Consider the following 24,901-nt stretch of genomic DNA (forward strand, 5'->3'; position numbering starts at 1 on the left):
GGCGTGGGGGGAGAGGCCGGCCGGAGCGTTCAGGGGCGAGGAAGGCGGGAAGTACTTCGTGTGTCCACTTCGCCAGAAGCTCTGTCGTGCGGGCAGCCCTGGCTTCGGGCGGAGAGGCGTCGTCACGCATCACGCTTAACTGGCGCCAGATTGGTTCCAATCTACGCACCGTGGGCATGGTGAAAGTGAAGACCAACGGGTTCCCATCCCAATCGTCGGGATGGAGCCCGGCGCGGACCCGGTTTCGTGCGGGCAGAAACCATGCCATCTGGGAGCGCATGAATCGTTCATTGGCGTAGACCGTCCAGATCCGGACCTGCGAACTGGGAACGAGTCGGCACCACCGCCCGCTGCCGAGTGCGTAGGCCATCCCGGGCAGGAGCCGGCGTGAACCCTGCGCACTCTCGACTCGGACGGCGCCACTCATGACATGCACGATCTTGAGGTAGGGAACCGCCGTGCGATTGGTTGGCAGTGTACGAATCGCTTCGAGCGTTGTCATCAGCACCTGTGAAGAGGCTCCCGCCGGGTCTTGCGGTGCTTGGTCGCCGGTGCTCTTCACTCTTGCCTGTCGTTTGCAAGAACGGCGGCCCTGCCGATCGAGATTCGACCCAGACCATGCCCTTCAGCGACGAACAACTGAGATTGTGGACACTTCTCGATGTTGAGCTGGTTCGCCGGGCGGAGGCGGACGGACGAGGGCTGCAGTTTCGAGCTGAGGTTAAGTGTGTTGCTCAGGTTGGGCAGCGGACGCTGTATGGCATCCCGATCCGCCGGCATTCGACTGAAACGATGCGCATCGTCAGGTCTTTGATCGCCGAAGGACAGGACATTATCCATGAGGAGTCCTTCGGCGCATCGTCGGTCTGTGATCGTTGCAAGTTTTCAGGTGCGTCGGTAGAGATCCGCTTCGAAGCGGTAGGCGTCGCCGCGGTAGCGGTTCACGCCAACGAGGATCGGCGTGCCGTCGGAGGCGTACGCGGTCTCTTCGCCGACGAGGACGGGGGAGCCGATGGATGTTCCGAGCATTTTGGCCAATGCGGGGTCTGCCACAGATGCCATGACCGTGTACGCGCTGCGGTGGACCGTGAGCCCGCAGAGCTGCTGCAGCGCCTCATAGAGTGACGCATCGGTGAGGTCCGCGGTGGCTAAGGCTTCCGCGCGTTGCATCGGGACGACGACGACGTCGAAGCAGACTGGCATCCCGTCCATGCTGCGAAGACGATCGATTTGGATGACTGGCGCGGTCGGTGCGACCCGCAATCGCTCGGACTCGTCCAGGGTTGCCGGCCGCACGTTCTGCGCGAGGACCTGAGCTGTTGGTTGGAGACCCCGCGCCCGTGCCATCTCTGTGAAGGACTGCAGGGTGCTTGGGGGCTCGCCGATCACTTGCGCGGGCACGAACCACCCACGCTGCGCGGAACGCTGCAACCGTTCTTCGGTTTCAAGCGCGGAAAGCGCGACGCGCAGTGTTGCCCGGCTGACGTGGAAGCGGGCGGAAAGCTCTCGCTCGCCGGGGAGCCGCGTTCCAGGCGGGAAAAGCCCGGTCTCCAGCTCGCCGATGAGCTGTTCGTATGCATGACGTGCTGCTGCCGGAAGATTCACGGCCACACCATACCACACGCACCAACTGGGCGAACCATTGCTCCAAATGGGCCTTGTACTGGTTTATCTGGTTCACGAATGGTAGCGTTCCACACGACGGGGCCTCGAAAGGCGCCGCAGCAACCCGACCACTTGCAGTTCCCTGACCACAACGGAGTGAGATATGTCCGCACGTAGGAAGACGCGCATCGCATTCGCGGTCGCGACGAGCTTGATCGCAGCCCTCAGTCTGGCTGCCTGCGCTCCGGGCGGTGGTGGTGGTTCGGCGTCGGCTGCGCCCTCGGGGGTTTCCAAGGACGTCGCCGGTGCGGGCAACGTCACGCTGAAGTTGTCCGATTTCTGGGGTTCCGCGGAAGAGAAGTGGATCGTCAAGGCGGTCGACGAGTTCGAGAAGAAGTACCCGAACGTGAAGATCGAGCGGACTCGTGAGGACTGGGGGCAGCTCACCAGCACCCTGAACCTGCAGTTGCAGGACTCAAGCGGCCCGGACATCGCCTCGGCGAACAACGGGTGGTCCTCCCTGGGCACTCTCGCCAAGGGGCATCTGGTGCTGAACTTGGACCCGTACGCGGATCTTTACGGCTGGAAGGACAAGGTCCCCAGCACGATTGCCCGCCAGAACGAGTTCACCACCGACTTCACGACTATCGGTTCGGGGGCTTGGTTCGCGACGCCGGTCGCGCGCACCTCGCTGATCGGCGTCTACTACAACGCCGACAAGCTGAAGGCGCTGGGTATCGACGCGCCGAAGACTGTGGACGAGCTGGAAAAGGCGGCAGCTAAGGTCAAGGCTGCGGGCGAGGTGCCGTTCAGCTACAGCGGTCTCGACGGCAACACGGCGGCGCTGCTGGGCCTGCAGTCGGTGTACGGCAAAGAGAGCGACATCAACGACTTCGTCTACGGGAGCAAGAAGGTCACCGCGGAGCAGACCGGGCTGACTAAGGCCGCGACCACCCTGCAGGACTGGAACAAGAACGGCTGGCTGACCCCGAACTTCGAGGGCATCGACTACCAGACCTCCCTTGCAGACTTCGTTGACGGCAAGGGAGGCGTGTTCCGCTTCGACTACACCGGCGCCCTGGGACTCACGGGCGACAAGCTGAACCAGTTCGGCTACATCCAGCTTCCCCAGGCAGCGGGCAAGGGTACGGTCGGCGTTGGCGCGGCCCCGGGGGCCATGATCATCTCCGCGAAGTCAAAGCACCCGGACGTGGCCGCAGCGTTCCTGGACTTCCTGATGTCGAAGGAGGCGGCGCAGAACGCGGTCGACCTCGGCCTGGTCCCGATGCTCAGCGCAGACGTGAAGATCCCGGACGTCCGCAGCCAGAAGGACGAGGCCACCGCCGCGAAGACCCTCGACGCCGACAACGGGTATGTTCCGTACTTCGACTGGTCCGCGCCGACCATGCTCGACACCCTGACGCAGAACACGCAGCTGCTGCTGGCGGGCAAGACCACCCCCGAGGACTTCACGAAGGCCGTGGATACCGACCGCAACACGTTCCTCGCGGGGTCCTGAACCAATGTCGATCCCACATTCGGGAGTCGCCTCCTCCGCTTCGGCGGAGGATGGCGGCTCCCCGTCGACGCGCACGATCACGACTTCGCGGCGCCGCCGCCGCGAAGCCCCCGCCCGGCGCAGGTCTCGGCGTGCCGGCCTGTTGTTCGCTGCGCCGGGTCTGGTGCTGTATGCGGCCGTGGTGCTGTGGCCGATGGTGCAGTCGATCCAGTATTCGTTCTATAGATGGGACGGTGTGACCGCGGCCGTGTGGGTGGGGGTGCAGAACTACGTGAACTTCTTCACGGACCCGGTGCTGCGTTCCACCCTCGGCAACGTCCTCGTGCTGTTGGTCTTCTTCGCCCTGTTGCCGATCGCGCTGGGCCTGATGTCGGCGGCGCTGATCACGCGGGGCAAGCAGCCGGGCATGGCGATCTACCGTTGGATCTTCTTCCTCCCCCAGGTGATGACCAGTGTCGTCATCGCGCTGCTGTTCAAGCGCATGTACGCCCCCGAAGGGCCGATCAACGAGGCTCTCCGGGCCATCGGGCTTGACGCGTTTGCGAAGAACTGGCTGGGCGACTTCACCTGGGCGTTGCCCGCGGTCGGTCTCATCGGTACCTGGGTCACCTTCGGGTTCTGCATGGTGCTGTTCGTCTCCGGCGCCGCCTCGATCTCACCGGACCTTTACGAGGCTGCGCGCATGGACGGCGCCGGTCCCGTCCGGGAGTTCTTCTCGGTCACCCTTCCCGGACTCCGCGGTCAGATCGCGGTCGCCATGACGCTGACCATCACCGGTGCGTTGCGTGCGTTCGACCTGATCTGGATCACCACCCGCGGCGGCCCCGGCACCTCGACCCAGACGCCCGCCGTGGCGTTGTACAAGGCCGCGTTCGTGAACCCCAACGTGGGCCAGGCCGCAGCGATCGGCGTCGTCATGGCCGTCCTCTGCCTCGTCATCGCACTCATCATCACCCGCGTCTCGGAAAAGGAGTGACCATGACCTCCCGCTCGGAGAAGACCTGGAACTACATAATCCTCACCGTCATGGCCCTCATCGTGCTCTGGCCGGTCGGCACGTTCGTCGCCGCCGCCGTCAGCCCCGATCGAGCAGGCCGCCCGTCGACGGATCTGCAGTGGGGGAACTTCGCCACAGCATGGCAGCAGGCCGAGTTCGCTCAGTCGATGACCGTCTCCCTCATCATCACGGCCTCCGTCGTGATCCTCAGCGTGCTGCTCGCACTGATGGGCGGGTACGCGTTCGGAGTGCTCGGCGTGCTGGGGGAGAAGTTCCTCTTCCCCCTGATCCTGCTCGGCATGATGATCTCCCTCGAGGTCATCATCGTGCCCCTCTATTACCAGTTCCGAAGCCTGGGACTGACCGACAACCTGCTGGGCGTCATCCTCATCCACACCGCGATGGGTGTCCCGTTCGGGATCTTCTGGATGCGAGCGGCATTCCGCACCCTGCCGCGTGCCGTGTTCGAATCCGCCGAACTCGACGGCGCGGGAGCGTTCCGCATGCTGTGGTCGATCGCAGCGCCGAACATCATGCCCGCCGTGTACACGCTCATCCTCCTCAACTTCATGTGGACCTGGAACGACTACTTCCTCTCCCTAGTGTTCCTGCACGGCGACAACCAGACCGCGACCGTCGCGCTGGGCGTGTTCCAGGGAAAGTACGTCACGCAGGTCAACCTCATGGCGGCCGGCGGACTGATCGTCGCCGCCCCGGTGCTCATCCTCTACGTGATCTTCCAGCGGAAGTTCATCTCGGGCATGCTCGCCGGCGCCATCAAGGAATAGTCCTCACGGACCCCCGCCCCAACGAAAGAAACACCACCGTGCAACTGACACCCCGAATCCTCCCCGACGCGCAGGCCATCGGCGATGCTGTGGCTGACCGGATCCTTGACCGGATCCACGCGCACCAGGGACGGCCGTTCCTGCTCGGCTGCCCCAGCGGACGCACCGCCGTTCCGGTATACGAGGCGCTCGCCCGCCGCGCCGGTGCCGGGGCAGACCTGTCGGCCCTGGTGATCGTGATGATGGACGACTACGTCCTCCCCGACGGAGACGGCGAATACCGCATCGTTGACCCGACCGCCTCCTACTCCTGTCTCCGATTCGCCGAAGAAGAGATCCTGCGTCCGATCGTTGAGGCTGCAGACGCCGCGGGTACGGTCCCGCCGACCGAGATCTGGACAGCGGACCCGCTCGACCCCACGGCCTTCGACAAGAGGATCGAAGCGGCGGGCGGCATCGACCTGTTCCTGCTCGCCTCCGGCGACAGCGACGGCCATGTGGCGTTCAACCAGCCGGGCACCCCGCGTGACGCGAAGACCCACATCGTCACCCTCGGCGATGCCACCCGCCGCGACAACATGGACACATTCCCCGAGTTCGCTCACCTCGACATGGTCCCCCGGCACGGTGTCACCGTGGGTGTCGACACCATCGCCCGCCAGTCAGCAGAGGTCGTCATGATCATCTCCGGCGAGCACAAGCGCGAAGCATTCTCGCGCATCACCGCCGCGCACTCCTACGAACCGGACTGGCCGGCCACGATCGTCACCGAATGCCGCAACGCCGCCCTGCTCGCCGACAGTGCCGCAGCGACCGTACCCGCCGGGTAGATCCAGCATGGTGATCACCATGGAAGGAACGACATGACCGGTCCGACCGAATCTGGACACCAGGTCATCGGCGTCGACCTTGGCGGGACGAAGACCCACGTCGCTTTCGCTGCGGCAGCCGGCTCGAGCGTCGAGCGACGGGACGTCGTCGTCCCTTCGTCCTGGCGGGCTCCGCTCGGAGACTTCGCCGCGGATGCGGAAGGCCTCCGCGATCTCCTCGTCGCGCATGGCGGTGACAGCGTCGTGGACACAACGGTGGTCGTGGGGGCGCACGGATGCGACAGCACCGCCCAATGCCTCGCACTAGAGACCGAACTGCGGACACGTTTCCGCGGCCCGGTACGGGTCGTCAACGATTCCGAGCTGATGGGGCCCGCGATGGGAGCCGTCACTGCGATCGGTGTCGTCGTGGGAACCGGATCGATCGCCACCGCACGCAACGCCACCGGTGAGCTCCTCACCGCAGGCGGTTGGGGATGGCTGCTCGGCGACGAAGGCAGCGCGGCGGGCCTTGTCCGCGACGCGACCCGAGCCGTGCTCGCCCGTTTCGATGACGGCGACCCGCTCGAACCGCTCGGACGCCGCCTGCTGGACGCATTCCACGCCCAGGATCGGGCGGAGCTTGCCCTCGCGGTCAGTTCCGCCGAGTCGGCCGAGAACTGGGGCCGGCATGCGCCCGAGGTGTTCGCCGCCGCGGACGAGGGCTCCCCACTCGCGCAAGCTCTCATCGATCACGCCGGCGCCGATCTGGCCCGGCTGGTGTCGCAGCTGCGGGCCCGCGGCACCACGAGTGACACCGTCGTCGCCGGCGGGACGGTCATCCAACGCCAGCCCCGCCTACAGCAGTCATTACGCTCAGCCCTCGCCGAGACCGCTCCGGCGGTGACACTCCATATCCTCGACCGGGCGCCCATCGACGGCGCGATCGTCCTCGCCCGCGACCTGCACGCATCCTCCACCCCCTCCCGATAGGAGCCACCCCATGAAAGTCACCCTGATCGGTGCCGGCAGCCGCCAGTTCGCCGGGACCATGATCCGCGACCTCCTTCTCAGCGACCCCATCGCGGAGAAGGGCCTCGAGCTGACTCTGATGGACATCGCCGCCGAGCCGCTCGCCGAAATGGAACAGTACACACGGTCTGTCGCCGCGCGTCTCGGACGCGACGTCGAGATCTCATCGACCACCGATCTCGTCGAAGCGGTCGCCGGGGCCGCTTTCATCATCACCGCCATCGAGGTGGATCGCTACCACTACTGGTCGCAGGACTTCACGATCCCGCGCGCCTACGGCTTCAAGCAGGTCTATGGCGAGAACGGCGGACCCGGTGGGCTGTTCCACGCCCTGCGGCAGTTCGGTCCACTGCTGGAGATCGCCCGGACGATCGAACAGCACGCACCGGACGCGCTGTTCCTGAACTTCTCCAACCCCGAGCACAAGGTGTGCGAGGCGATCTCACGGCTCACCTCCGTGAAGGTCGTCGGTCTCTGTCACGGCTACTTCATGGGTGCGGGGCAGATTTCCGCCCTGCTGGACATCCCCCGCGAGCACCTGGACCTCCCCGCGGCCGGCATCAACCATTTCCAGTGGTTCCAGGCCGTCCGCGACCGCCGCACCGGAGAGGATCTGTACCCGCGGCTCCGAGAGATCGAACGCGACGCGAACTGGGTGTCCGACTGGCACGAGATCGGCCTGTCTCGTATCCTGTTCCGGCGGTTCGGTCTGTGGCCGTCGCCCAGCGCCAACCACATCGGGGAGTACATCTCCTGGGCGGACGAGTTCGTGCCCGCTCAGTTGCAGTACTTCCATGACCGTGCCGAGGGGAGCCCGTGGCGTGACGGTGTGGAGACCCCGGAGTGGCACTACCACATCGGCAACGTCGACACGGATCGTCCCTTCCACGGCAGCCGTACGGATGAGACGCTCATGTCGCTGGAGGCCTCCCTCGAAGGGCGTGAGCTGGAGTCCTCGGAAGAGCTTGCGATCCCGATCATCGAGTGGGTCGCCTGCGGGGTTGAGCGTGACCTGCCCGCGGTGAACGTCCCCAACCGTGGAGCGATCCCGGGTCTTCCGGACGACATGGTCGTGGAGGTCCCGGCGACCGTCATCGATGGCGTGCTCGTCCCGCAGCGGATGGATCCGCTGCCCGAAGGGATCCTCGCGATGATCCAGCGGCAGGGATCCATCCACAAGCTGCTCGTCGAAGCCTACGCCGAACAGTCCAAGCAGAAGCTTCTGCAGGCGATCCTGCTCGACCCGATCGTCGACTCCCACAACAAGGCCGCGGCCATGCTCGACGAGTTCCTCGAACGGCAGAAGGACATCCTCCCGCCCCTGCACTGACCAGCTTCCTTTGCTGCCCCTGCCGCTCACCCCCTGGCGGCAGGGGCTTCCCCTCCTCTGCTGAAAGATCTGCTTCCGATGACTCTCCCGCCGTTCGACGTCGATACCGTACTCGCCGCGTTGACCCTTGAAGAGAAGGCCTCCCTCCTGTCCGGTCTCGACGACTGGTACACCCAGCCCCTCGATCGGCCCGGGTTGCCGCAACGGGTGCCGTCGATCGAGGTCGGCGACGGACCCCACGGGCTGCGCAAGGAGACCGGTGTCGACATGGTCTGGGTGCCCGCCACCGGGTTCCCCACCGCATCGGCGATGGGCGCGTCCTGGGACCGGCAGCTCATGCGGCGCGTCGCCGCCGCGATCGGGGAGGAAGCCCGGGCGGAGGGCGTTCAGGTCGTCCTCGGCCCCGGCGTGAACATGAAACGCTCTCCGCTGTGCGGACGGAACTTCGAGTACTTCTCCGAGGACCCTGTGCACTCCGGGGAGCTTGGCGCCGCGTACGTCGACGGTGTCCAGGCGGTCGGGGTGGGCACTTCGCTGAAGCATTTCGCCGCCAACAACCAGGAGATCGAGCGGACCCGCATCTCCGTCGTCGCCGATGAGCGCACCCTTCGCGAAACCTACCTGTCCGCATTCGAACGCGTGGTGACGAAAGCCGACCCGTGGACCGTGATGTGCTCCTACAACCGCCTCCTCGGGGTGCACGCCTCCCAGAACCATTGGCTCCTCACCGAGGTGCTGCGCGACGAATGGGGTTATCGCGGTGCCGTCGTGTCTGACTGGAACGCGGTGCACGATCGGGTCGCGGCGCTGCGTGCGGGGCTCGACCTCGAGATGCCGGGCACGCAGGGCGCGACCGACGCGGAGATCGTCGCCGCCGTTCAGGACGGACAGCTGGACATCGGTGTCGTCGACGCGGCCGCCCGCCGGGTCCTGGAGCTCGTGGCCCGCGCCTACCCGGGAGCGGACCGGGTGAACGGTGCGGTGATGGATCTCGGACATGCCGCGGGTGATCGCCTCACGGCGGAGCAGCTCCGGCTCCTGCGCGCCGCAGAGCACCACGAGCTCGCTCGCGAGGCGGCCATCGGGAGCATGACGCTGCTGCGCAACGAGACGATCCCCGGCGGCGGGGGGCCTGCGTTGCCGTTGGAGGAGCACTCCGAGGGGGCTGTCGCTGTGGTGGGTGCGTTCGCCGAGCATGCGCGCGTCCAGGGCGGAGGATCCTCCGGCGTCGATCCCACGCGGATCGACGCCCCGCTGGCGGCGATCCGTGCGATTGCGAACGGGCGCGTGCACTATGCGCCCGGTTACATCTACGAGGTCAAGAACGCCTATCAGGATGACAACCTCGCGATCCTCGCCGCGCACGGGGTCGTCACGGAAGAGGAGAAGCCCCGTGTCGCCCGCCGCTCCGCAACCCTCGCGAAAGAGCTCCAGCTTGCGGAGGCCGTGCAGCATCTGGGCAAGCGTCCGCTGTCCGCGGCTGCGGAGCGGCTGATCGATGAGGCGGCCGTGATCGCGGGGCAGGCGGAGACCATCGTGGTGTTCGCCGGCCTGCCTCTGTCCTATGAGCAGGAGGCGAACGACCGGGACACTCTGGCGCTTCCCGCGGATCAGGTCGCGCTGATCCTGCGCATGGCCGACGTGCGCGAGAAGACCGGCGCACGCCTGGTCGTCGTGCTCTCGAACGGCTCGCCCGTGACCATGGATCCGTGGCACGACCGGGTAGACGCGATCGTGGAGGCCTGGCTGGGCGGGCAAGCAGTCGGATCGGCCGTGGCCGAGGTCCTCTTCGGGCGGAGCAACCCCTCCGGAAAGCTCGCGGAGACGTTCCCCCTGGCACTCGAGGACACCCCGGGCTTCCCGAACTGGCTCGGCGAACGCGGGACCGTGCTCTACGGTGAAGGCGTCTTCATCGGATATCGCTGGTACGACGCGCTCCGCCGTGAGGTGCGCTACCCGTTCGGCCACGGACTGTCCTACACGACGTTCAGCTACTCGGATCTGCGTGTCGACCTCGTTGACGCGGAGGTGGGCCGCGTGACGGTCACCTGTACCGTCACGAACACCGGTGACGTGGCAGGGCAGGAAGTCGTGCAGCTGTACGTCGGGGATCCGGACGCGGAGGTGCAAAGGCCGCTTCGTGAACTCCGAGGCTTCGAGAAAGTCAAGATCGAGGCAGGGGAGTCGACCCGTGTGAGGTTCGAGCTGCTGAATCGTGACTTCGCCTACTGGGACTCCGCCGCCGTGCGCCCCGACGGGAAGACGGGGCTCTGGCGCCGCGAGGGCGGAGAGTTCCGGATCGAGGTCGGCGCCTCCTCGCGGGACATCCGTCTGAGCGAGAGCATCGTCCTTTCCGACGACCCTTCGATCCCGCCCCTCGTGCCCGATGCCGAGCTTCTCGACATCGCCGCGTCCCGGTTCGTCCAAGGCCACGCCGGCTGATCCGTGTCACGAGAAGGAGCCCACATGACGACCATCTCGCCGCTGCCTCCCGCGCTGCGCACCCGCGCCGCCGATGTCGGTCGCCGGTTCCCGACCGACTTCGTCTGGGGCGCGGCAACCGCCGCACCCCAGATCGAGGGATCCATCGACGCCGACGGGCGAACGCCGAGCATCTGGGACGTCTTCGCCCGAGTTCCCGGTGCAGTGGCGGACGGTGACACCTTGGACCGGGCGGACGAGCACTACCTCCGCTGGCGGGACGACGTCGCCCTGATGAGCGACCTCGGACTGGACGCCTACCGGTTCTCCATCGCCTGGCCCCGCATCGTGCCCGCAGCCGACGGGATTGTGAACAGTCGAGGCCTGGACTTCTACGACGCGCTCGTCGACGAACTGCTCGGCAACGGTATCGAGCCCTTCGCGACGCTCTACCACTGGGACCTTCCGCAGTGGCAGCAGGAGAGAGGCGGATGGGCGGATCGGTCGGTCGCGCACCGATTCGCCGAGTACGCGAGCATCGTCGCCGACCGTCTCGGCGATCGAGTTCGGAACTGGATGACGCTCAACGAGCCGTGGGTGTACGTGTTCCTAGGGCACCTCGACGGCGTGCACGCCCCGGGGATCCGATCCGAAGAGCATGCCGTCCGTGCCATGCACCACACACTGCTCGCCCACGGCCTCGGCACCCAGGCGCTCCGTGCCGCGCTGCCCGCAGACCGGAACGTCGGGATAGCGCTGAGCATGTCGCCCGCCGAACCCGCCACTCCCGGTCCCGAGGACGCCGCAGCGGCAGAACGATTCGATCTGTACCGCAACTGGCTCTTCCTTCACCCGATCACGCACGGCCAGTACCACCCCGGCACCGAAGAACTCTTCGACACCGAGATCCCGATTCAGGAGGGCGACCTCGAGGTCATCTCGAGTCCCATCGAGTTCGTCGGCATCAATTACTACGCCCGGGGTGTCGTGCAGGCGGATGACGGCGTGCCGGTTGTCCGTGCGAAGGAGACCCCGCCGGCGGGTGTCTTCACCGCCATGGGATGGGAGGTGCACCCGCAGGGCATCGCGGACATCGTCACGCAGACGCATGAGAAGTACGCACCCGGCGCGATCTACATCACGGAGAACGGATCCGCCTGGGACGACGAGGAAGCCAGCGACGGGTCGATCGTCGACACGCCGCGGGTCGACTACCTCCTGGATCACCTCACAGCCGCCGCGGGCTGTCTCAATACCGGAGCGCCGCTGCGGGGCTATTTCGCCTGGTCGCTGCTGGACAACTTCGAGTGGGCTGAGGGTTACCGCAAGAGGTTCGGCATCGTCCACGTCGACTACCCGACGCAACGCCGCACGGTGAAGCAGTCCGGGGCGGTCTACCGCACTGTCGCCCTCGCCAACGCCGAAGACGAACATGGCGACGGCGACGGCGACGGCGTCATCGACACGATTGATATGGTCCCCTGATGCGACTTACAGGTCCCACGGATGAGACGACCGCCCGCGAGGGAGCAGCCGAGCTCGCACAGGTCGAGGTCAACGTCGGGTTCGCACGGGCGGTCATCGAAGGCGTCGTCACAGGACAACTCCACACGTCCGAGTCACACGCCGGCGCCTACCATGCGGTGCACCCGTACGGCATGTCGCTGATCTGGGGTGAGGGTGTGGGTGCCGCCTTCGACGAGATCGTCGCTCACCTTCAGGCCGGGCGGTATCGAGATCGCGATGAGTGGCTGCAGATCGACCCACGGTGGGCTGGCCTACCTTGGGAACGGGAACTGACGGCCTCCCCGCTGCGGGCCTCAGTACATGAACGCGTCAACTTCGGGTTTGACCCTGCAGCCTTCGACTCCGCCCACGGCCAGGCTCCCGAAGGATGGGCGATCGTACCCGCCGACAGCACCGACTTTGCCCAGCCAGGTGCAGTCGTACCCAGAGAGTTCTGGAACGACGCCGACCAGTTCCTGGAACACGGTGGAGGATGGCGTGCAGAACACGCCGGGAAACGTGGCGCACTCGCCTTCACCTCATTCCGCTTCGATGACGAACTCGAGATCGGCATCGAAACCCACCCGGATGCCCGCGGCAAAGGACTCGCCACAGCCGTCGCCGCACGCATGATCGACGACCTCCTTCAACGCGGGATCACTCCGGTCTGGTCCTGCCGAGCCAGCAACCACGCCTCCGTCGCACTCGCCACCAAACTCGGATTCACCCCAGCCAAGCGGCTCCCGTACTACGGCCTCACTGCCCGACAGCGGCGTGTGGTGAGTTGATCCTGCTCTGAGGTGCAAGCAGTCTTGAGAGTCACCGTTCGCACGCACACTGTTCCGGGCACGACAACGCTGGTGCGCGACTACTTCCCTGCACGGCCGACAGGCAGTCCGTTGCTGTGGATCCATGGCGGCGCGTTTGCTGGTGGCGATATCGACATGCCAGAGTCCAACGTCGTCGCCCATCGGCTCGCCGCCTCAGGGAGGCGAGTGAGGACGCTCCAGTACCGGCTCGCGCCCGACTTCTCCGGGGAAACCCCGTTGGTGTTAGGGGCGGCGCCCGGTCGCTACCCTGCCGCGCAGGATGACGTCTTGGCGGCATTCACCGATCTGGCAGCCGCTGGCCCCGCGTTTCTCGGCGGGGCCAGCGCCGGAGCGTGTATCGCCGCGGGCTCGGCGATCCGAATGCGCGACGAGGGCGGCCTGATCCCCACCGGTCTGGCATTCGTCTACGGAGTCTTCCACTCACGACTGCCTGCCCATTCGGACGCGGAAGGGCAATACCTGACCACGGTCACTGACGCCACCGCGCGGAGATGGATGACACGGATGATGCTCAACTACGTGGGTGTCGAGGCGCTCCTCGCCAACCCTCAGGCAATTCCGGGGGAGGGGAACCCTTCAGGTCTTTCGCCCGTTCTCGTCCTCGATGCAGAGCACGACGTCCTCCGCGCCTCAGGAAAGCGTTTCGCGCAGCAACTGCGTACTGCCCTCGTGCCGACGGACGAGCGCGTCGTGGCGGGCTCAGAGCACGGGTTTCTCAATGACCCTTCAAGTCCGTATTTTGGGCAGGGGATGACCATTCTCCAAGGTTGGCTGGACCAGACTGACCACGGCAATGCGCCGTTGAGCGTGCCAGATTGATCTGAGACCGTGTAGTCACGGCAGGTTGTGACGATCGTCGCAATACGGGCTACTTTGAGGAGTCGTGTTGTCGAGGAAACGGGTCACGCGGAAGATGGTCGGACCGGTCCCGATGCCGGGCGAGCAGGCTCGGTACGTTGAGCTGTGGCGGCAAGGGCTGAACAACTCGGAGATCTGCCGGATCATTGGCATCCACCGGAAGTTGGGGAACAACTGCCGCAACGGTTGGAAGAGTAAGGACCCTTGTGGAGGTTGGCCCTGAGCTGGGCGGCGTAGTTCGCCCAAAGCTGGAGGCGTAGCGCCTTGAACTCTTCCTGCGCCTCTGCGGTACTGACCCTCGACTATCAGACTGTCGTAGATGCAGCACAACGCGTCATCACCGAGCACTGCGTGGACGATGCCGTCCTTCGCGGCGTTGCTGATCGCGATCGAGTCCGGCGGTGAGGGTCAGACGTCCCAGCCGGGAGCTACTCGGAACGGTTCGCAACCGCAGCTCTCGCGTCGCACGAGTTGGAACTCGAAAGACCGACGGCCGGCGCCGGGTTCGGGCGAGATCAGCTCGTCAACGTGGTAGTGATTCGCCCTGGGTTTCGTTCCGTCCTTTCCTTTTGGAGGATGGAGTTATGCCAGGACCGTATCCGGACGAGTTTCGTCAGCGCGCGCTGCGGATGTTGAGTGAGGCTCGCCCCGATCACAAGACCGATCACGCCGCGATCAAGCATGTGGCCGCCAAGCTCGGCGTCAACCCCGAGACGCTGCGATTGTGGAAGAAGCGCCTCGACGTCGACGAGGGGCGTCAGCCGGGGACCTCGAGCGAGGCGCAGGCGGAGATCAAGCGGTTGAAGAAGCAGATCTCCGAGTTGGAGAAGGCGAACGAGATCCTCCGGTCAGCGAGCGTGTTTTTCGCGACCGAGCTCGGCCGCCCCTCGTCGAGATGATCGTGTTCGTCGACAAGATGCGCGATCGTTTCGGGGTCGAGCTCGTCTGCCGTGTGATGCGGCAAGCCGAGGTGGGGTTCCTCACCGCCCGCGGATACCGGGCCGCGCAAGCGCGTCCCGCATCAGCTCGGCAGCTGCGGGACGAGTTGTTGATCCCGGAGATCACCCGGCTGCATGCGGAGAACTACGGCGTCTACGGGGTCCGGAAGATGCATGCGCTACTGCGGCGGCAGGGCTGGGTGATCGGTCGGGATCAGACGGGCCGGCTGATGCGGATCGCTGGTGTTCACGGGGTGAAGCGGTCGAAGAAGGTTTTCACCACGAAGTCCGCCCCAGCGAACGAGAAGCCGAAAGATCTCGTCCAACGCAGGTTCACCGCCGACGCGCCCCGAAGGCTCTGGGTCGCGGACGTGACGTATGTCGCGACGTGGTCCGGGTTCGCTTACGTCGCGTTCGTCACCGATGTGTTCTCCCGCCGCATCGTCGGGTGGAACGTCGCCTCGACGCTCAAAGCCGACATCCTGCCGCTCCAAGCGTTGAACATGGCGGCGTGGGCTGCGGACGGGAACCTCGACGGACTCGTCTATCACGCCGACCACGGGTCAAACTACCTCGCCGTGGTCTACACGGACCGCATCGAGGAACTCAGTGCGACGCCGTCGACAGGAACCGTGGGCGATTCGTTCGACAACGCCATGGCCGAGGCCGTCAACGGGCTCTACAAGACCGAACTGATCCGCCGCCGCGGCCCGTGGCGCACGGTCGAGCAGGTCGAACTCGCGACGCTTGAATACGTGTGGTGGTGGAACAATCAGCGCCTCCACGGATAGCTCGACGTGCGCACTCCCGCCGAGGTCGAAGCCGACTACTACGCTGGCCTCGACACACCCTTGGGAACACCCGTCTCCCAAGCCGCCCGATAGGAACGAAACCCAGGGCGAATCACCGTGCAGTGGTACGGAGTTGTGCACCGCGCCGTCGCTCTTGGGGGTTCGCGGGCGGACCCTCGTCGGCGGTGTCTCGCGCGCGGGGCCGACAGATGGGATCATCGCCATTGTGATCATGCCACGCCCGTCCGCCCCCAGCTCTGACGATCTTCTGGTCTTCCTCGCGGTGGCGCGGACCGGGAGGTACACGGCCGCCGCGGCGGCTCTCGGAGTGAATCACACGACGATCGCCCGCAGGGTGGAGGCGTTGGAGAGCGCCCTCGGGGGTCGTCTTCTCACTCGCGGAACGTCGGGGTGGGTGCTCACCGCACGAGGGGAGCAGGCCCTCACCGTGGCGGAGGGCGTGGAGAAGGCGATGCGGGGACTGGATTCGGAGTCGGCGGCGTTGGGCGGGGTTGTCCGTCTGTCGGCGACGGATGGGTTCAGCGGGTTCATCGCGGCGCCGGCGATCGTCGCGCTGCGCGGTCAACATCCGGGGGTGTCTCTTGAGATGGTGGCTGCGACGAGGCGTGCCGCTCAGCAGCGCGTGGGCGTCGATCTTGAGGTCGTCGTGGGCAAGCCGCACGTGCACCGTGCCGAGGCCACTCATCTGGCGGACTATGCGCTGGGCCTCTATGCCAGTCCCGCGTATCTGGCGGCGCATGGGGCACCGCGGTCCCTTTCCGATCTTGCGGGAAGGTCGCTCGTGTACTTCATCGAGTCAATGCTCCAGGTCGATGCGCTGGACGAAGCGCGTCGGGCGGTGCCGGGCATGGTGGATGCCGTCTCCAGCACCAATGTCTACGTGCACATCGACGCCACACGCGCCGGAGCGGGGATCGGGCTGCTGCCCGTCTTTTTGGCGGGCCCGCATTCCGATCTGGTCCGTGTGCTGCCGGACGAGGTCGAGGTCCGTCTGCCGTACTGGTTGGTCACCCATCCGGAGGCGCTCCGACAGCCCGTGGTGCTGGCCTATATCTCGGCGATGCGCGGGAGGATCGAGCAGGTGCGCGAGGATCTCCTCGGCCGATTCTGACCAGTGGTGGGCCCATGCTCCGCCGATAGTTCTCTCCCGGGTGCAAGCGGCAAGGTGGGGGTATTGCGCCGATCACGGGATGCGCAAGATGACCGCTCCGCGACGGGTTCCGGCCTCGACGAGCTCATGGGCGGTCGCGCACTCTTCGAGGGGAAGCTCGCGATCGATCCTGACGTCGAGCCCGCCTCTCGCGAGGAGCGCACTGATCTTGTCGGCCGCGGCCTGCCGCTCCTGGTGCGACAGGAGGTAGACGAGGAGGAACTCCAGCCGCACGCCTGTGAACAGAAGCTTGTAGAACGGGATTGTGGGCTCGGGGACTCGCGTTGAGCCGAATGCGACGATGGTCGCCCGATCTGCGAGCAGATCGGCGAGATGGTCGACGTTTGCGCCGAATTCGACCTCGATCGCATGGTCGATGCGGCGCCCGTCGGTTGCGTGCAGCACGTCCTCGGTGAAGGTCGGGCTCTGATAGCGCACCCACCTGTCTGCGCCCGCATCGAGCACGTCTTTGGCATCGGCGTCGTCTCTCACCGAGGCTACGACGAATGCCCCGGCGTGCTTCGCGAACTGGATTGCGAGCCGACCGACTGTTCCCGCGCCTCCGCTGACGAGCGCGACCCGGCCGGTGAGGTCGCCGAATCCGGTGGCGGCATGACACGCGGTCAGTGCAGGGATGCCAAGTGCTGCTCCGACCGCGAAGGAAGTCGATGCGGGAAGAGGGAAGACGAGGCGCTCGTCGATCGTGATGTACTCGGTCGCAGTTCCCATCGGGCGCTGCCATTGGCCGTTGGCGACCCAGACGCGATCCCCGGGGGAGAACCTCTCGCTCCCTGACGCCGGCTCGACGATGACTCCGGCGCCGTCGCTGTGGGGCACGACCAGAGGGAAAGGGAGCGCACTGTTGCCACCCCGGATCCCGCCTCTTGCCTTTACGTCGGACGGATTCACCCCGGACGCGATGAGCCTGACCAGCACTTCACCCGAACGGGGAACAGGCGCATCGAGGTCCCCGAGCTGCAGCACTTGCCGTGCCTGACCGGTGCGCTCATACCAGACGCTCTTCAACGGAAAGTCCTCTCGATCATCCGCGGGTCGGGCGATGATGCCCGACCCGCGGTGTCATCGTCAGGGGCTGGGCGGGCTGGCAACCTGGGCGAGGTCAGCTCGTTGCCGGTCAGCCGTGTCGATGCTGCGGAGGTCGAGTCCTGCGGTTTCGCGGGCGAAGAAGACCGCGACGAGGGTGATTGCGCAGGCGACGGCCACGTAGATGGCGACGGGGACGCTCGAGCCGTACTGGGCGAGGAGGCTGGTTGCGATGATGGGTGCGAGGGATCCGGCGAAGATCGAGGTCACCTGGTAGCCGAGGCTGACTCCGGAGTAGCGCATGCGAGTGGGGAACATCTCGGCCATGATCGCCGGTTGTGCGGCGTACATCGCGGCGTGGAAGACGAGACCCAGCGCGATCGCGGCCCAGATCGCGACGGGGTTGGCGGTTGACATCATTGGGAAGGCGAAGAAGGCCCAGGTCGCACCGAGTATGGCGCCGGTCGCGTAGACGGGGCGGCGACCGAGACGGTCGGACAGGCGTCCGAAGAGGGGGACGGCGATGAAGTGGACGATGTGCGCGCCGACCAGGATCAGCAGGGTCGCGGATGTCGCCTCTTTGACGACCTGGGTGAGGTAGACGATGGAGAACGTGACCACGACGTAGTAGAGGATGTTTTCGGCGACGCGGAGTCCCATCGCTATCAGCACGCCCCGCGGGTATCGGCGGATCACCTCGAACGGGCCGAAGGAGTTCTGTTTCGCGGTCTCCCTCTCGGCCTGCATTTCGAGGAAGATCGGTGCTTCGCTCACCTTTGTGCGGATGTACCAGCCGATCAGGACGATCACGGCTGACAGCCAGAAGGCGACACGCCAGCCCCAGTCCAGGAACGCCGCGGGGGTCAGCGTGCTGGAGAGGACGAACAGCACGAGCGTGGCAAGGAGGTTCCCGACGGGAACAGCGGCCTGAGGCCAGCTGGCCCAGAAGCCTCGGGACCGGTCGGGGCTGTGCTCGGCGACAAGGAGGACCGCGCCTCCCCATTCGCCGCCGAGGGCGAAGCCCTGGATGAATCGGAGAAGGACGAGAAGGGCCGGGGCGAAGAGACCCAGCTGCGCGTATGTCGGCAGGCAGCCGATGAGGAAGGTTGCGGCGCCGATCAGCAGGATGCTGATCTGGAGGAGACGCTTGCGCCCGTACTTGTCCCCGAGGTGGCCGAAGACGATTCCCCCCAACGGGCGTGCGATGAACCCGACCGCGTAGGTGAGGAATGCTGCGATGATCCCCGCGAACGGGTCTCCGGAGGGCGGGAAGAAGACGGTCCCGAAGACAAGGGTTGCTGCGGACGCGTAGAGGAAGAACTCGTACCATTCGACCACGGTGCCGGCCATGGACGCGGCGACGACTTTGCGCAGGGCTGAGGCGGACTCGGCCGGGGGACGGGGTGCGGTGTGCATCCGATGCTCCTTCGCATGAATGGGTGGGGGCGCTGCTGGTCGATCTTTCACGGGCACGGCCACGTTGCCAATGCGCAAATCTGCACATCAGTGGTGCGCGTTCCGGGATCGAAATGCGCGTGAATAGCCATAGATACTGATCGTGTCGGAGGTCGCTCGGCCTCCTGCCCTTCAACGTCGAAAGGCAGTACCCCATGCGATTCATGAAGAGAAGCATCGCCGCAGCGATCGCCGCCACCGTGGCTCTCGGGCTTGCCAGCTGTGCGCCGAACGCCCAAGGAGGCGCGAGCACGCCGTCCGGCACCGCGGGCGCGGCCACTCCGGTGAAGGTCGCGATGCTGACAAGCCAGACGGGTCCTCTCGCGGCCTATGGTGCCGCGTACACCGCGGGTTTCGAGGCAGGCCTCGACTATGCGACGGACGGCACGGGTGAGGTCGCCGGACACAAGATCGACCTGACGTGGGCCGATGATCAGGGCAACCCTGACACGGCGGTCGCCAAGGCCAAGGACTTCATCGGCCAGGGCTACCAGATCCTCGCCGGCACCGCTGCGTCGGGGGTTGCCACGGCGGTCGCCGAGCAGGCGGCACAGAACAAGGTGCTCTACATCTCGGGGCCCGCGGCGGCCGATGCGATCACCGGCGTCAACGGCTACACGTTCCGCTCGGGTCGGCAGACATATCAGGATGTGGCGACGGCGGGCACCTTCATCGGAGATCCGAAGGGCAAGCATGTGGTCGTCTTCGCGCAGGACAATGCGTTCGGGCAGGGGAACCTGGCAGCGGTGAAGACGGTGCTCGGCGGCAAGGGCGCCACCGTCGATGGGGTGCTCGTCGCGGAGGATGCGACCGAGTTCACCCCGTTCGCGCAGCAGTTGATCGACGCGAAACCGGATCTCGTCTTCGTCGCCTGGGCGGGGGCCTCCTCGGGAGCGATGTGGACGGCGCTCACGCAGCAGGGGGTGTTCGACGCAGCGCCTGTCGTGACCGGGCTGGGGGATGTGGCGACCTACGGCGCCTATGGCGATGCCTCTTCGAAAATCTCGTTCCTCAACCACTACTTCTCCGGAGCTGCCGGCACGGAGCAGGAGAAGGCGATGATCGCGCTTCTCGAGAAGAACGGTAACAAGGGTGACCTGTTCTCGCCCGACGGGTTCGTGGCGGCGCAGATGGTCGTGCACGCGATCGAGAAGGGCGGCGGGTCTGTGGACGGCATGGTCAAGGCACTCGAAGGGTGGAGCTTTGACTCTGTCAAGGGAAAGCTCACCATCCGGGCTGAGGACCATGCGTTGATCCAGCCCATGTATCAGGCGAAGCTCGTGCAGAGCGGCGGTGCTTGGACGCCGGAGCTTGTCAAGAAGATCGATGCGGGGAGCGTCACACCTCCGGTCGCGAAGAAGTGACGATGCTGAGCGTGTCCGGAATCGGTCTCGCCATCGGTGGCGCCCGGATCCTGAACGACATCTCTTTCGAGTTGGAGAAGGGGAAGATGCTCGGCGTCATCGGGCCGAACGGTGCGGGCAAGACGACGCTGTTCAACGTGATCTCCGGGCTTGTCCGTCCGACGGCGGGAGTTGTCGCTATCGACGGGCAGGACATCACACGGACAGCCGTGCATCGGCGCGCAGCTGCAGGGTTGGGGCGGACGTTTCAGACTTCGAGCCTGTTCCCGTCGCTGACGGTGCGGGAGAACGTCCGTCTTGCCGCGCAGGCCGCGCTCGGCGGCGCGTCAAGCATTCTCCGTCGGCCGGGGCGATCCGACGCGGCCGAGACGGCCGCGTTCGACGCGCTTGCCGAGGTCGGCCTGGAGGAGCGGGTCAACACCGCGGCCGGAGACCTTTCCCACGGAGAGAAACGGAAGCTGGAGATCGCGATGCTCCTCGTCGCCGATCCCAAGGTCGTGCTCCTGGACGAACCGATGGCCGGCGTCGCCTCCGGTGACGTGCCCGGCCTCACCGAGGTGATCCGGAGGATCCACGGTGCGGGTCGGACGGTCGCGATGGTCGAGCATCACATGGAAGTCCTCCTCGGGCTCGTCGATCAGGTGGCCGTGCTCCATCACGGCGAGATGCTGGCTCTCGGCGCCCCGGATGAGGTCATGCGCGATCGGACCGTGCAGACCGCCTACCTGGGGGAGGCCGCATGAGTTCCACCATTCTCAGCGTTGAGCATCTGTCCGGTCGGATCCAGGGGCAGCAGGTCGTCGAGGATGTCTCCTTCCAGGTTCCCGGTACCGGGATCACGGCTCTGCTCGGCCGCAACGGTGTGGGCAAGACCTCCACCCTCCGCGCCGTCCTCGGGCTCATCGACCGTGCCGGCGAGGTGCGGCTCGCGGGCGCTCGCATCGATCGGTTGCCGACCCACCGGATCGTCCGTCTCGGTGTGGGATATGTACCCGAAGACAGGGATGTCTTCGCCGGTCTCACGGTAGAGGAGAACCTCCGTCTCGCCGATCGTGGAGGCCCGACAGATCGGGCGCTCGTTGACCGGCTCTTCCCGGAACTGACGGAAAGATCCGCCCAACGCGCCGGAACGCTCTCCGGCGGGCAGCAGCAGATGGTGTCCCTCGCGCGGGCCCTTCTCAACGAGAATCGTCTGCTGCTGGTCGACGAGCCGACCAAGGGGCTCGCCCCTCGCATCGTGGACGAGGTCGCCTCGGCGTTACGCTCCGCGGCGGAGAAGGTCCCCGTGCTCCTGGTCGAGCAGAACCTGCACGTGATCCGTGCGCTCGCTGATCGAGTGATCGTGCTCGCTGCCGGACGTGTCGTCCACACGGGCGATGCGGCGACATTCCTCGCGGACGACGACCTCGTGCATCGCCATCTCGGCGTGCACGGTGCCACCCCGAGTGAGGTCGACGCCTGATGAGCACCGTCCTTCTCCTTCTGATCACCGGGCTCGGACTGGGCGCGCTCTACTTCCTGGTCGCAAGCGGGCTCTCCCTCATCTACGGACTGATGGGGGTGCTGAACTTCGCCCACGGCGTGTTCCTCACTCTCGCCGCCTTCCTCGGCTGGGAGGCGGGCCGACGATTCTCCGACGGCACCTGGCTCGGGCTCGGCGTTTCCGCTCTCGTCGGGATCGTCGTCGGCGCCCTCATCGCCGCCGCGACAGAACTGCTCCTGATCCGGCGCCTGTATGAGCGTCACATCGAGCAGGCGCTGGTCACGGTCGGCCTGTCCCTCGCCGGCGTCGCCCTTTTCGAAGGGATCTGGGGCACGGATCCGATCTATATCCATAAGCCCGAGTGGCTGTCGCAGACGACGACGCTTCTCGGCGCGAAGATCCCGAACGACCGGTTCCTGCTCATCCTGTGCGCGGCGGTCGTGCTCGCCGCGATCGTGTTGTTCCTCCGCCGCACGCGGTACGGGCTCATCATCCGGGCCGGGGTCGAGAACCGCGCCATGGTCACCGCGCTCGGCATAGACGTGCGACGCTCCTTCACGCTTGTCTTCGCGATCGGCGGTGCGGCCGCAGGGCTCGGGGGAGTGCTGGCATCGGTCTACTACGGTTACGTGTCGGCGCACCTCGGATCGGTCCTGTTGATCTTCGCCTTCATCGTCACCGTCATCGGCGGCCTCGGCTCTCTCACGGGCGCCGCCGTCGCGTCTGTCCTCGTTGCCGTACTCCAGCAGTTCGCGAACTTCTACCTCGGAGGGACCGGGGATCTCGTCGTCGTCATCGCTCTGGCCGGTGTGCTGCTTGTGCGGCCGAGGGGCCTGATGGGAAGGAAAGCATGAGCGTCAGCATCGACACCGAGACGCAGAACCGGACGGCAGACGCACGACCCGCGAGCGGCCGGTGGCGCGCCGTGGCACCGGTGCTCGCGGCCGTCGGGCTTGTGGTTCTTGCCGCCGTGCTCCCTCTCCTCGCGATCGATGTGCCCGGCGTGCTGCCCGGACCCACCTACACAGCGGGTACCCTGCAATTGCTCGCGTACGCCATGCTGATCGCCGCTCTGGCACTGACCTACCGGATGATGTTCGGTCTTGCCGGGATGCTGTCCTTCGGGCATGCTCTGTTCTTCGCGGCAGGAGCGTACGGGCTGGGCGTGCTCCTCGATCTCCTCGCGCCGGTGGAATGGCCTGCGGGGCTCGTGTTCGTCATCGCCATCGCAGCGGCGCTGGCATTGGGGATGCTCCTGGCATTCACCCTCGGAGCACTGGCGCTGCGGGTGACCGGCATCTCCTTCGCCATGGTGACGCTCGCTTTCGCGCAGGCGGCATCCGTTCTCATCAGACGCAACCCGGGACGGGTGACCGGTGGTGACGAGGGTATGTCACTCGACATCACCCACGTCCCGGCGGCGCTGGTCGGCGTGCTCAACACCAGGAACCTCTACTGGCTCGCCGTCGCGGTGCTCCTCGGGGTCTATCTCGTCGTCGTCTGGGTGGAACGCAGCCAGGCCGGGCACGTTGCCGAGGCGATCCGCGAGAACGAGATGAGGGTCCGCGTCCTCGGGATCAGACCCGCCCGGGTGAAGCTGCTGATCTTCGTCGTCGCTTCCACCTTGGCGGTCGTCGTCGGCATGGCCTACCTGCTCCTGCAGTCCGGCGCCTCGCCGCGGATCGCGAGTGCCGACTACACCCTGACACTCCTGGTCATCGTCGTGCTCGGCGGGGTGGGGTATCGGTGGGGCGCGATCGTCGGCGGCATCGTGTATGCGCTGCTGGATCAGCGGCTGACCGCACTGGCCGGGTCGGACTTCATCTCCGGCCTCCCCGCGGTCCTCCGGGTTCCGCTCTCGGAACCGCTCTTCCTCCTCGGAACGCTCTTCGTCCTTGTCGTGCTGTTCCTGCCCGGGGGAATCGCGGGGACCACACACCGGCTCGCCGCGGCGGCCCAGGAGCGCAGGAGGCCCGCCGCCCCGCAGATCGACCACGAAAGGAACTTAGGATGACCGATCTGAACGGACGTCGCGCTCTTGTTACCGGAGCGGCGAGCGGTATCGGTGCCGCGTGCGCGAGGGCGCTTGCAGGCGCCGGTGCGCACGTCCTCGTCGCGGATCTCAACGGCGACGCCGTCCGCGACCTTGCCTCCGAGATCGGTGGCGAGGCGTGGGAGGTCGACCTCGGCGACACAGCGAAGCTGGCAACTCAAGTGCTCGATATCGACATCCTCGTCAACAACGCGGGGGTCCAGCATGTGCGGCCCATTGAGGAGTTCGAGCCCGACAAGTTCTCGGCGATCCTGCGCCTCATGCTGGAATCCCCGTTCCTGCTCATCCGTGCCGCACTGCCCGGCATGTATGCGCGAGGATTCGGACGCATCGTGAACATCTCCAGCGTCCACGGCTTGCGTGCCTCGCCGTACAAGTCCGCATACGTCGCTGCCAAGCACGGCCTTGAAGGGCTGTCCAAAGTCGCGGCGCTGGAGGGCGGCGCGCACGGGGTCACCTCCAACTGCATCGACCCCGGCTACGTCCGAACCCCGCTCGTGGAGAAGCAGATCGCCGACCAGGCGCGGGCGCATGGCATCCCGGAGAGCGAGGTCCTCCCGAAGGTGATGCTCACCGAATCCGCGATCAAAAGACTCGTCGAGCCGTCGGAGGTTGCGAGTCTCCTGCTCTGGATGGTCGGCCAGGACGCGGGCATGGTCACCGGGGCCAGCTACACGATGGACGGCGGATGGAGCGCGCGCTGATGAGCCGATCGAGCCAGCAGGTCCCCGTCGCGGGCGGCACGCTCACCGTGGGCATCTGGCATCCCGAGACCTCGGGGACGCCGGTCCTCGCGATCCATGGGATCACCGCGACCCACCGGGCCTGGGATCTCGTCGCGGAGAGGCTCCCCGAGCGATGGATCATCGCGCCGGATCTGCGTGGCCGAGGCGGGAGCGGTGCGTTG

The 24,901-nt window shown here is 66.2% G+C and carries 23 protein-coding genes and 1 pseudogene; 19 read left to right on the forward strand and 5 right to left on the reverse strand.

Going from position 1 to position 24,901, the window contains the following annotated elements; translation table 11 throughout:
• The 3 genes from RL72_RS20185 to RL72_RS01480 form a co-directional block, all read right to left on the reverse strand.
• Positions 1-502 (reverse strand): hypothetical protein (locus RL72_RS20185; RefSeq protein ID WP_211256000.1); only part of this gene is annotated, 502 nt, incomplete at its 3' end.
• A gap of 56 nt (positions 503-558) precedes the next feature.
• Positions 559-840: a hypothetical protein gene (locus RL72_RS19670; RefSeq protein ID WP_156156661.1), complete on the reverse strand. Its 282-nt coding sequence runs from the start codon at positions 838-840 to the stop codon at positions 559-561.
• Positions 841-885: 45 nt separating this feature from the next.
• The gene (locus tag RL72_RS01480) at positions 886-1,605 is read right to left on the reverse strand and encodes a GntR family transcriptional regulator (RefSeq protein ID WP_211256001.1); all 720 of its coding nucleotides are present in this window, start codon (positions 1,603-1,605) and stop codon (positions 886-888) included.
• A 163-nt stretch (positions 1,606-1,768) separates the two neighbouring features.
• Here RL72_RS01480 and RL72_RS01485 point away from each other — a divergent pair, with 163 nt between their 5' ends.
• The 12 genes and pseudogenes from RL72_RS01485 (at position 1,769) to RL72_RS01545 (ending at position 16,556) form a co-directional block, all read left to right on the forward strand.
• Positions 1,769-3,124, forward strand: coding sequence for an extracellular solute-binding protein (locus RL72_RS01485; RefSeq protein ID WP_082071927.1), 1,356 nt, complete (start codon positions 1,769-1,771; stop codon positions 3,122-3,124).
• Positions 3,125-3,266: 142 nt separating this feature from the next.
• Positions 3,267-4,100: a carbohydrate ABC transporter permease gene (locus RL72_RS01490; RefSeq protein WP_211256002.1), complete on the forward strand. Its 834-nt coding sequence runs from the start codon at positions 3,267-3,269 to the stop codon at positions 4,098-4,100.
• Positions 4,101-4,102: 2 nt separating this feature from the next.
• Positions 4,103-4,909, forward strand: a complete 807-nt coding sequence (locus tag RL72_RS01495; RefSeq protein WP_045249035.1) for a carbohydrate ABC transporter permease — start codon at positions 4,103-4,105, stop codon at positions 4,907-4,909.
• Positions 4,910-4,947: 38 nt separating this feature from the next.
• Positions 4,948-5,739 (forward strand): 6-phosphogluconolactonase, encoded by a 792-nt coding sequence (locus RL72_RS01500; RefSeq protein WP_045249036.1) that lies wholly within the window; start codon positions 4,948-4,950, stop codon positions 5,737-5,739.
• A 33-nt stretch (positions 5,740-5,772) separates the two neighbouring features.
• Positions 5,773-6,711: a BadF/BadG/BcrA/BcrD ATPase family protein gene (locus RL72_RS01505; protein WP_045249037.1), complete on the forward strand. Its 939-nt coding sequence runs from the start codon at positions 5,773-5,775 to the stop codon at positions 6,709-6,711.
• A gap of 10 nt (positions 6,712-6,721) precedes the next feature.
• Positions 6,722-8,080 carry a family 4 glycosyl hydrolase gene (locus tag RL72_RS01510; protein WP_045249038.1) on the forward strand — a complete coding sequence of 453 codons (1,359 nt, stop codon included), beginning with the start codon at positions 6,722-6,724 and terminating at the stop codon, positions 8,078-8,080.
• Positions 8,081-8,158: 78 nt separating this feature from the next.
• Entirely contained in the window at positions 8,159-10,522 is a 2,364-nt protein-coding gene (locus RL72_RS01515; RefSeq protein ID WP_045249039.1) for a beta-glucosidase family protein, read from the forward strand.
• Between the two features lie 24 nt (positions 10,523-10,546).
• Positions 10,547-11,986: a GH1 family beta-glucosidase gene (locus tag RL72_RS01520; protein ID WP_082071931.1), complete on the forward strand. Its 1,440-nt coding sequence runs from the start codon at positions 10,547-10,549 to the stop codon at positions 11,984-11,986.
• A gap of 173 nt (positions 11,987-12,159) precedes the next feature.
• A complete protein-coding gene (locus RL72_RS01525; protein ID WP_169748191.1) occupies positions 12,160-12,795 on the forward strand; it encodes a GNAT family N-acetyltransferase in 636 nt (211 codons plus the stop codon).
• A 72-nt stretch (positions 12,796-12,867) separates the two neighbouring features.
• Positions 12,868-13,656 carry an alpha/beta hydrolase fold domain-containing protein gene (locus RL72_RS01530; protein ID WP_156156663.1) on the forward strand — a complete coding sequence of 263 codons (789 nt, stop codon included), beginning with the start codon at positions 12,868-12,870 and terminating at the stop codon, positions 13,654-13,656.
• Between the two features lie 623 nt (positions 13,657-14,279).
• A pseudogene (locus RL72_RS01540) lies at positions 14,280-15,421 on the forward strand (IS3 family transposase); the annotation flags it as partial.
• A 235-nt stretch (positions 15,422-15,656) separates the two neighbouring features.
• Positions 15,657-16,556, forward strand: coding sequence for a LysR family transcriptional regulator (locus RL72_RS01545; RefSeq protein WP_045249054.1), 900 nt, complete (start codon positions 15,657-15,659; stop codon positions 16,554-16,556).
• Positions 16,557-16,628: 72 nt separating this feature from the next.
• Here the strand turns inward: RL72_RS01545 and RL72_RS01550 are convergent, their stop codons facing one another.
• The gene (locus tag RL72_RS01550; protein WP_346218185.1) at positions 16,629-17,579 is read right to left on the reverse strand and encodes an NADPH:quinone reductase; all 951 of its coding nucleotides are present in this window, start codon (positions 17,577-17,579) and stop codon (positions 16,629-16,631) included.
• Positions 17,580-17,681: 102 nt separating this feature from the next.
• Positions 17,682-19,055 (reverse strand): MFS transporter, encoded by a 1,374-nt coding sequence (locus RL72_RS01555; RefSeq protein ID WP_045249043.1) that lies wholly within the window; start codon positions 19,053-19,055, stop codon positions 17,682-17,684.
• Between the two features lie 194 nt (positions 19,056-19,249).
• Between RL72_RS01555 and RL72_RS01560 the strand changes: the two genes are divergently transcribed.
• From RL72_RS01560 to RL72_RS01590, 7 genes are all read left to right on the forward strand, one after another.
• Positions 19,250-20,458, forward strand: coding sequence for a substrate-binding domain-containing protein (locus RL72_RS01560; protein WP_045249044.1), 1,209 nt, complete (start codon positions 19,250-19,252; stop codon positions 20,456-20,458).
• A 2-nt stretch (positions 20,459-20,460) separates the two neighbouring features.
• A complete protein-coding gene (locus tag RL72_RS01565; protein ID WP_045249045.1) occupies positions 20,461-21,201 on the forward strand; it encodes an ABC transporter ATP-binding protein in 741 nt (246 codons plus the stop codon).
• A complete protein-coding gene (locus RL72_RS01570) occupies positions 21,198-21,920 on the forward strand; it encodes an ABC transporter ATP-binding protein (protein WP_045249046.1) in 723 nt (240 codons plus the stop codon). The genes RL72_RS01565 and RL72_RS01570 overlap by 4 nt, the downstream gene beginning before the upstream one ends.
• Positions 21,920-22,795, forward strand: coding sequence for a branched-chain amino acid ABC transporter permease (locus tag RL72_RS01575; RefSeq protein WP_045249047.1), 876 nt, complete (start codon positions 21,920-21,922; stop codon positions 22,793-22,795). Before RL72_RS01570 ends, RL72_RS01575 begins: the two co-directional genes overlap by 1 nt.
• Positions 22,796-22,866: 71 nt before the next feature.
• Entirely contained in the window at positions 22,867-23,955 is a 1,089-nt protein-coding gene (locus tag RL72_RS01580) for a branched-chain amino acid ABC transporter permease (RefSeq protein ID WP_045249055.1), read from the forward strand.
• Positions 23,952-24,698, forward strand: coding sequence for a 3-hydroxybutyrate dehydrogenase (locus RL72_RS01585; RefSeq protein ID WP_045249048.1), 747 nt, complete (start codon positions 23,952-23,954; stop codon positions 24,696-24,698). Before RL72_RS01580 ends, RL72_RS01585 begins: the two co-directional genes overlap by 4 nt.
• Positions 24,698-24,901, forward strand: a 204-nt coding sequence (locus RL72_RS01590) for an alpha/beta fold hydrolase (RefSeq protein ID WP_428838613.1), incomplete at its 3' end; no start/stop codon positions are given. The genes RL72_RS01585 and RL72_RS01590, both read left to right, overlap by 1 nt.

It is taken from the genome of Microbacterium azadirachtae (assembly GCF_000956545.1).
In the GTDB taxonomy this organism is placed as follows: Bacteria; Actinomycetota; Actinomycetes; order Actinomycetales; family Microbacteriaceae; genus Microbacterium; species Microbacterium azadirachtae.

Coding starts and splice junctions, on each gene's coding strand:
- RL72_RS01485 (WP_082071927.1), top strand. CDS start 1,769: ATGTCCGCACGTAGGAAGACGCGCATCGCATTCGCGGTCGCGACGAGC.
- RL72_RS19670 (WP_156156661.1), bottom strand. CDS start 840: ATGGATAATGTCCTGTCCTTCGGCGATCAAAGACCTGACGATGCGCAT.
- RL72_RS01575 (WP_045249047.1), top strand. CDS start 21,920: ATGAGCACCGTCCTTCTCCTTCTGATCACCGGGCTCGGACTGGGCGCG.
- RL72_RS01515 (WP_045249039.1), top strand. CDS start 8,159: ATGACTCTCCCGCCGTTCGACGTCGATACCGTACTCGCCGCGTTGACC.
- RL72_RS01570 (WP_045249046.1), top strand. CDS start 21,198: ATGAGTTCCACCATTCTCAGCGTTGAGCATCTGTCCGGTCGGATCCAG.
- RL72_RS01555 (WP_045249043.1), bottom strand. CDS start 19,055: ATGCACACCGCACCCCGTCCCCCGGCCGAGTCCGCCTCAGCCCTGCGC.
- RL72_RS01565 (WP_045249045.1), top strand. CDS start 20,461: ATGCTGAGCGTGTCCGGAATCGGTCTCGCCATCGGTGGCGCCCGGATC.
- RL72_RS01545 (WP_045249054.1), top strand. CDS start 15,657: ATGCCACGCCCGTCCGCCCCCAGCTCTGACGATCTTCTGGTCTTCCTC.
- RL72_RS01495 (WP_045249035.1), top strand. CDS start 4,103: ATGACCTCCCGCTCGGAGAAGACCTGGAACTACATAATCCTCACCGTC.
- RL72_RS01505 (WP_045249037.1), top strand. CDS start 5,773: ATGACCGGTCCGACCGAATCTGGACACCAGGTCATCGGCGTCGACCTT.
- RL72_RS01560 (WP_045249044.1), top strand. CDS start 19,250: ATGCGATTCATGAAGAGAAGCATCGCCGCAGCGATCGCCGCCACCGTG.
- RL72_RS01520 (WP_082071931.1), top strand. CDS start 10,547: ATGACGACCATCTCGCCGCTGCCTCCCGCGCTGCGCACCCGCGCCGCC.
- RL72_RS01585 (WP_045249048.1), top strand. CDS start 23,952: ATGACCGATCTGAACGGACGTCGCGCTCTTGTTACCGGAGCGGCGAGC.
- RL72_RS01525 (WP_169748191.1), top strand. CDS start 12,160: ATGTCGCTGATCTGGGGTGAGGGTGTGGGTGCCGCCTTCGACGAGATC.
- RL72_RS01510 (WP_045249038.1), top strand. CDS start 6,722: ATGAAAGTCACCCTGATCGGTGCCGGCAGCCGCCAGTTCGCCGGGACC.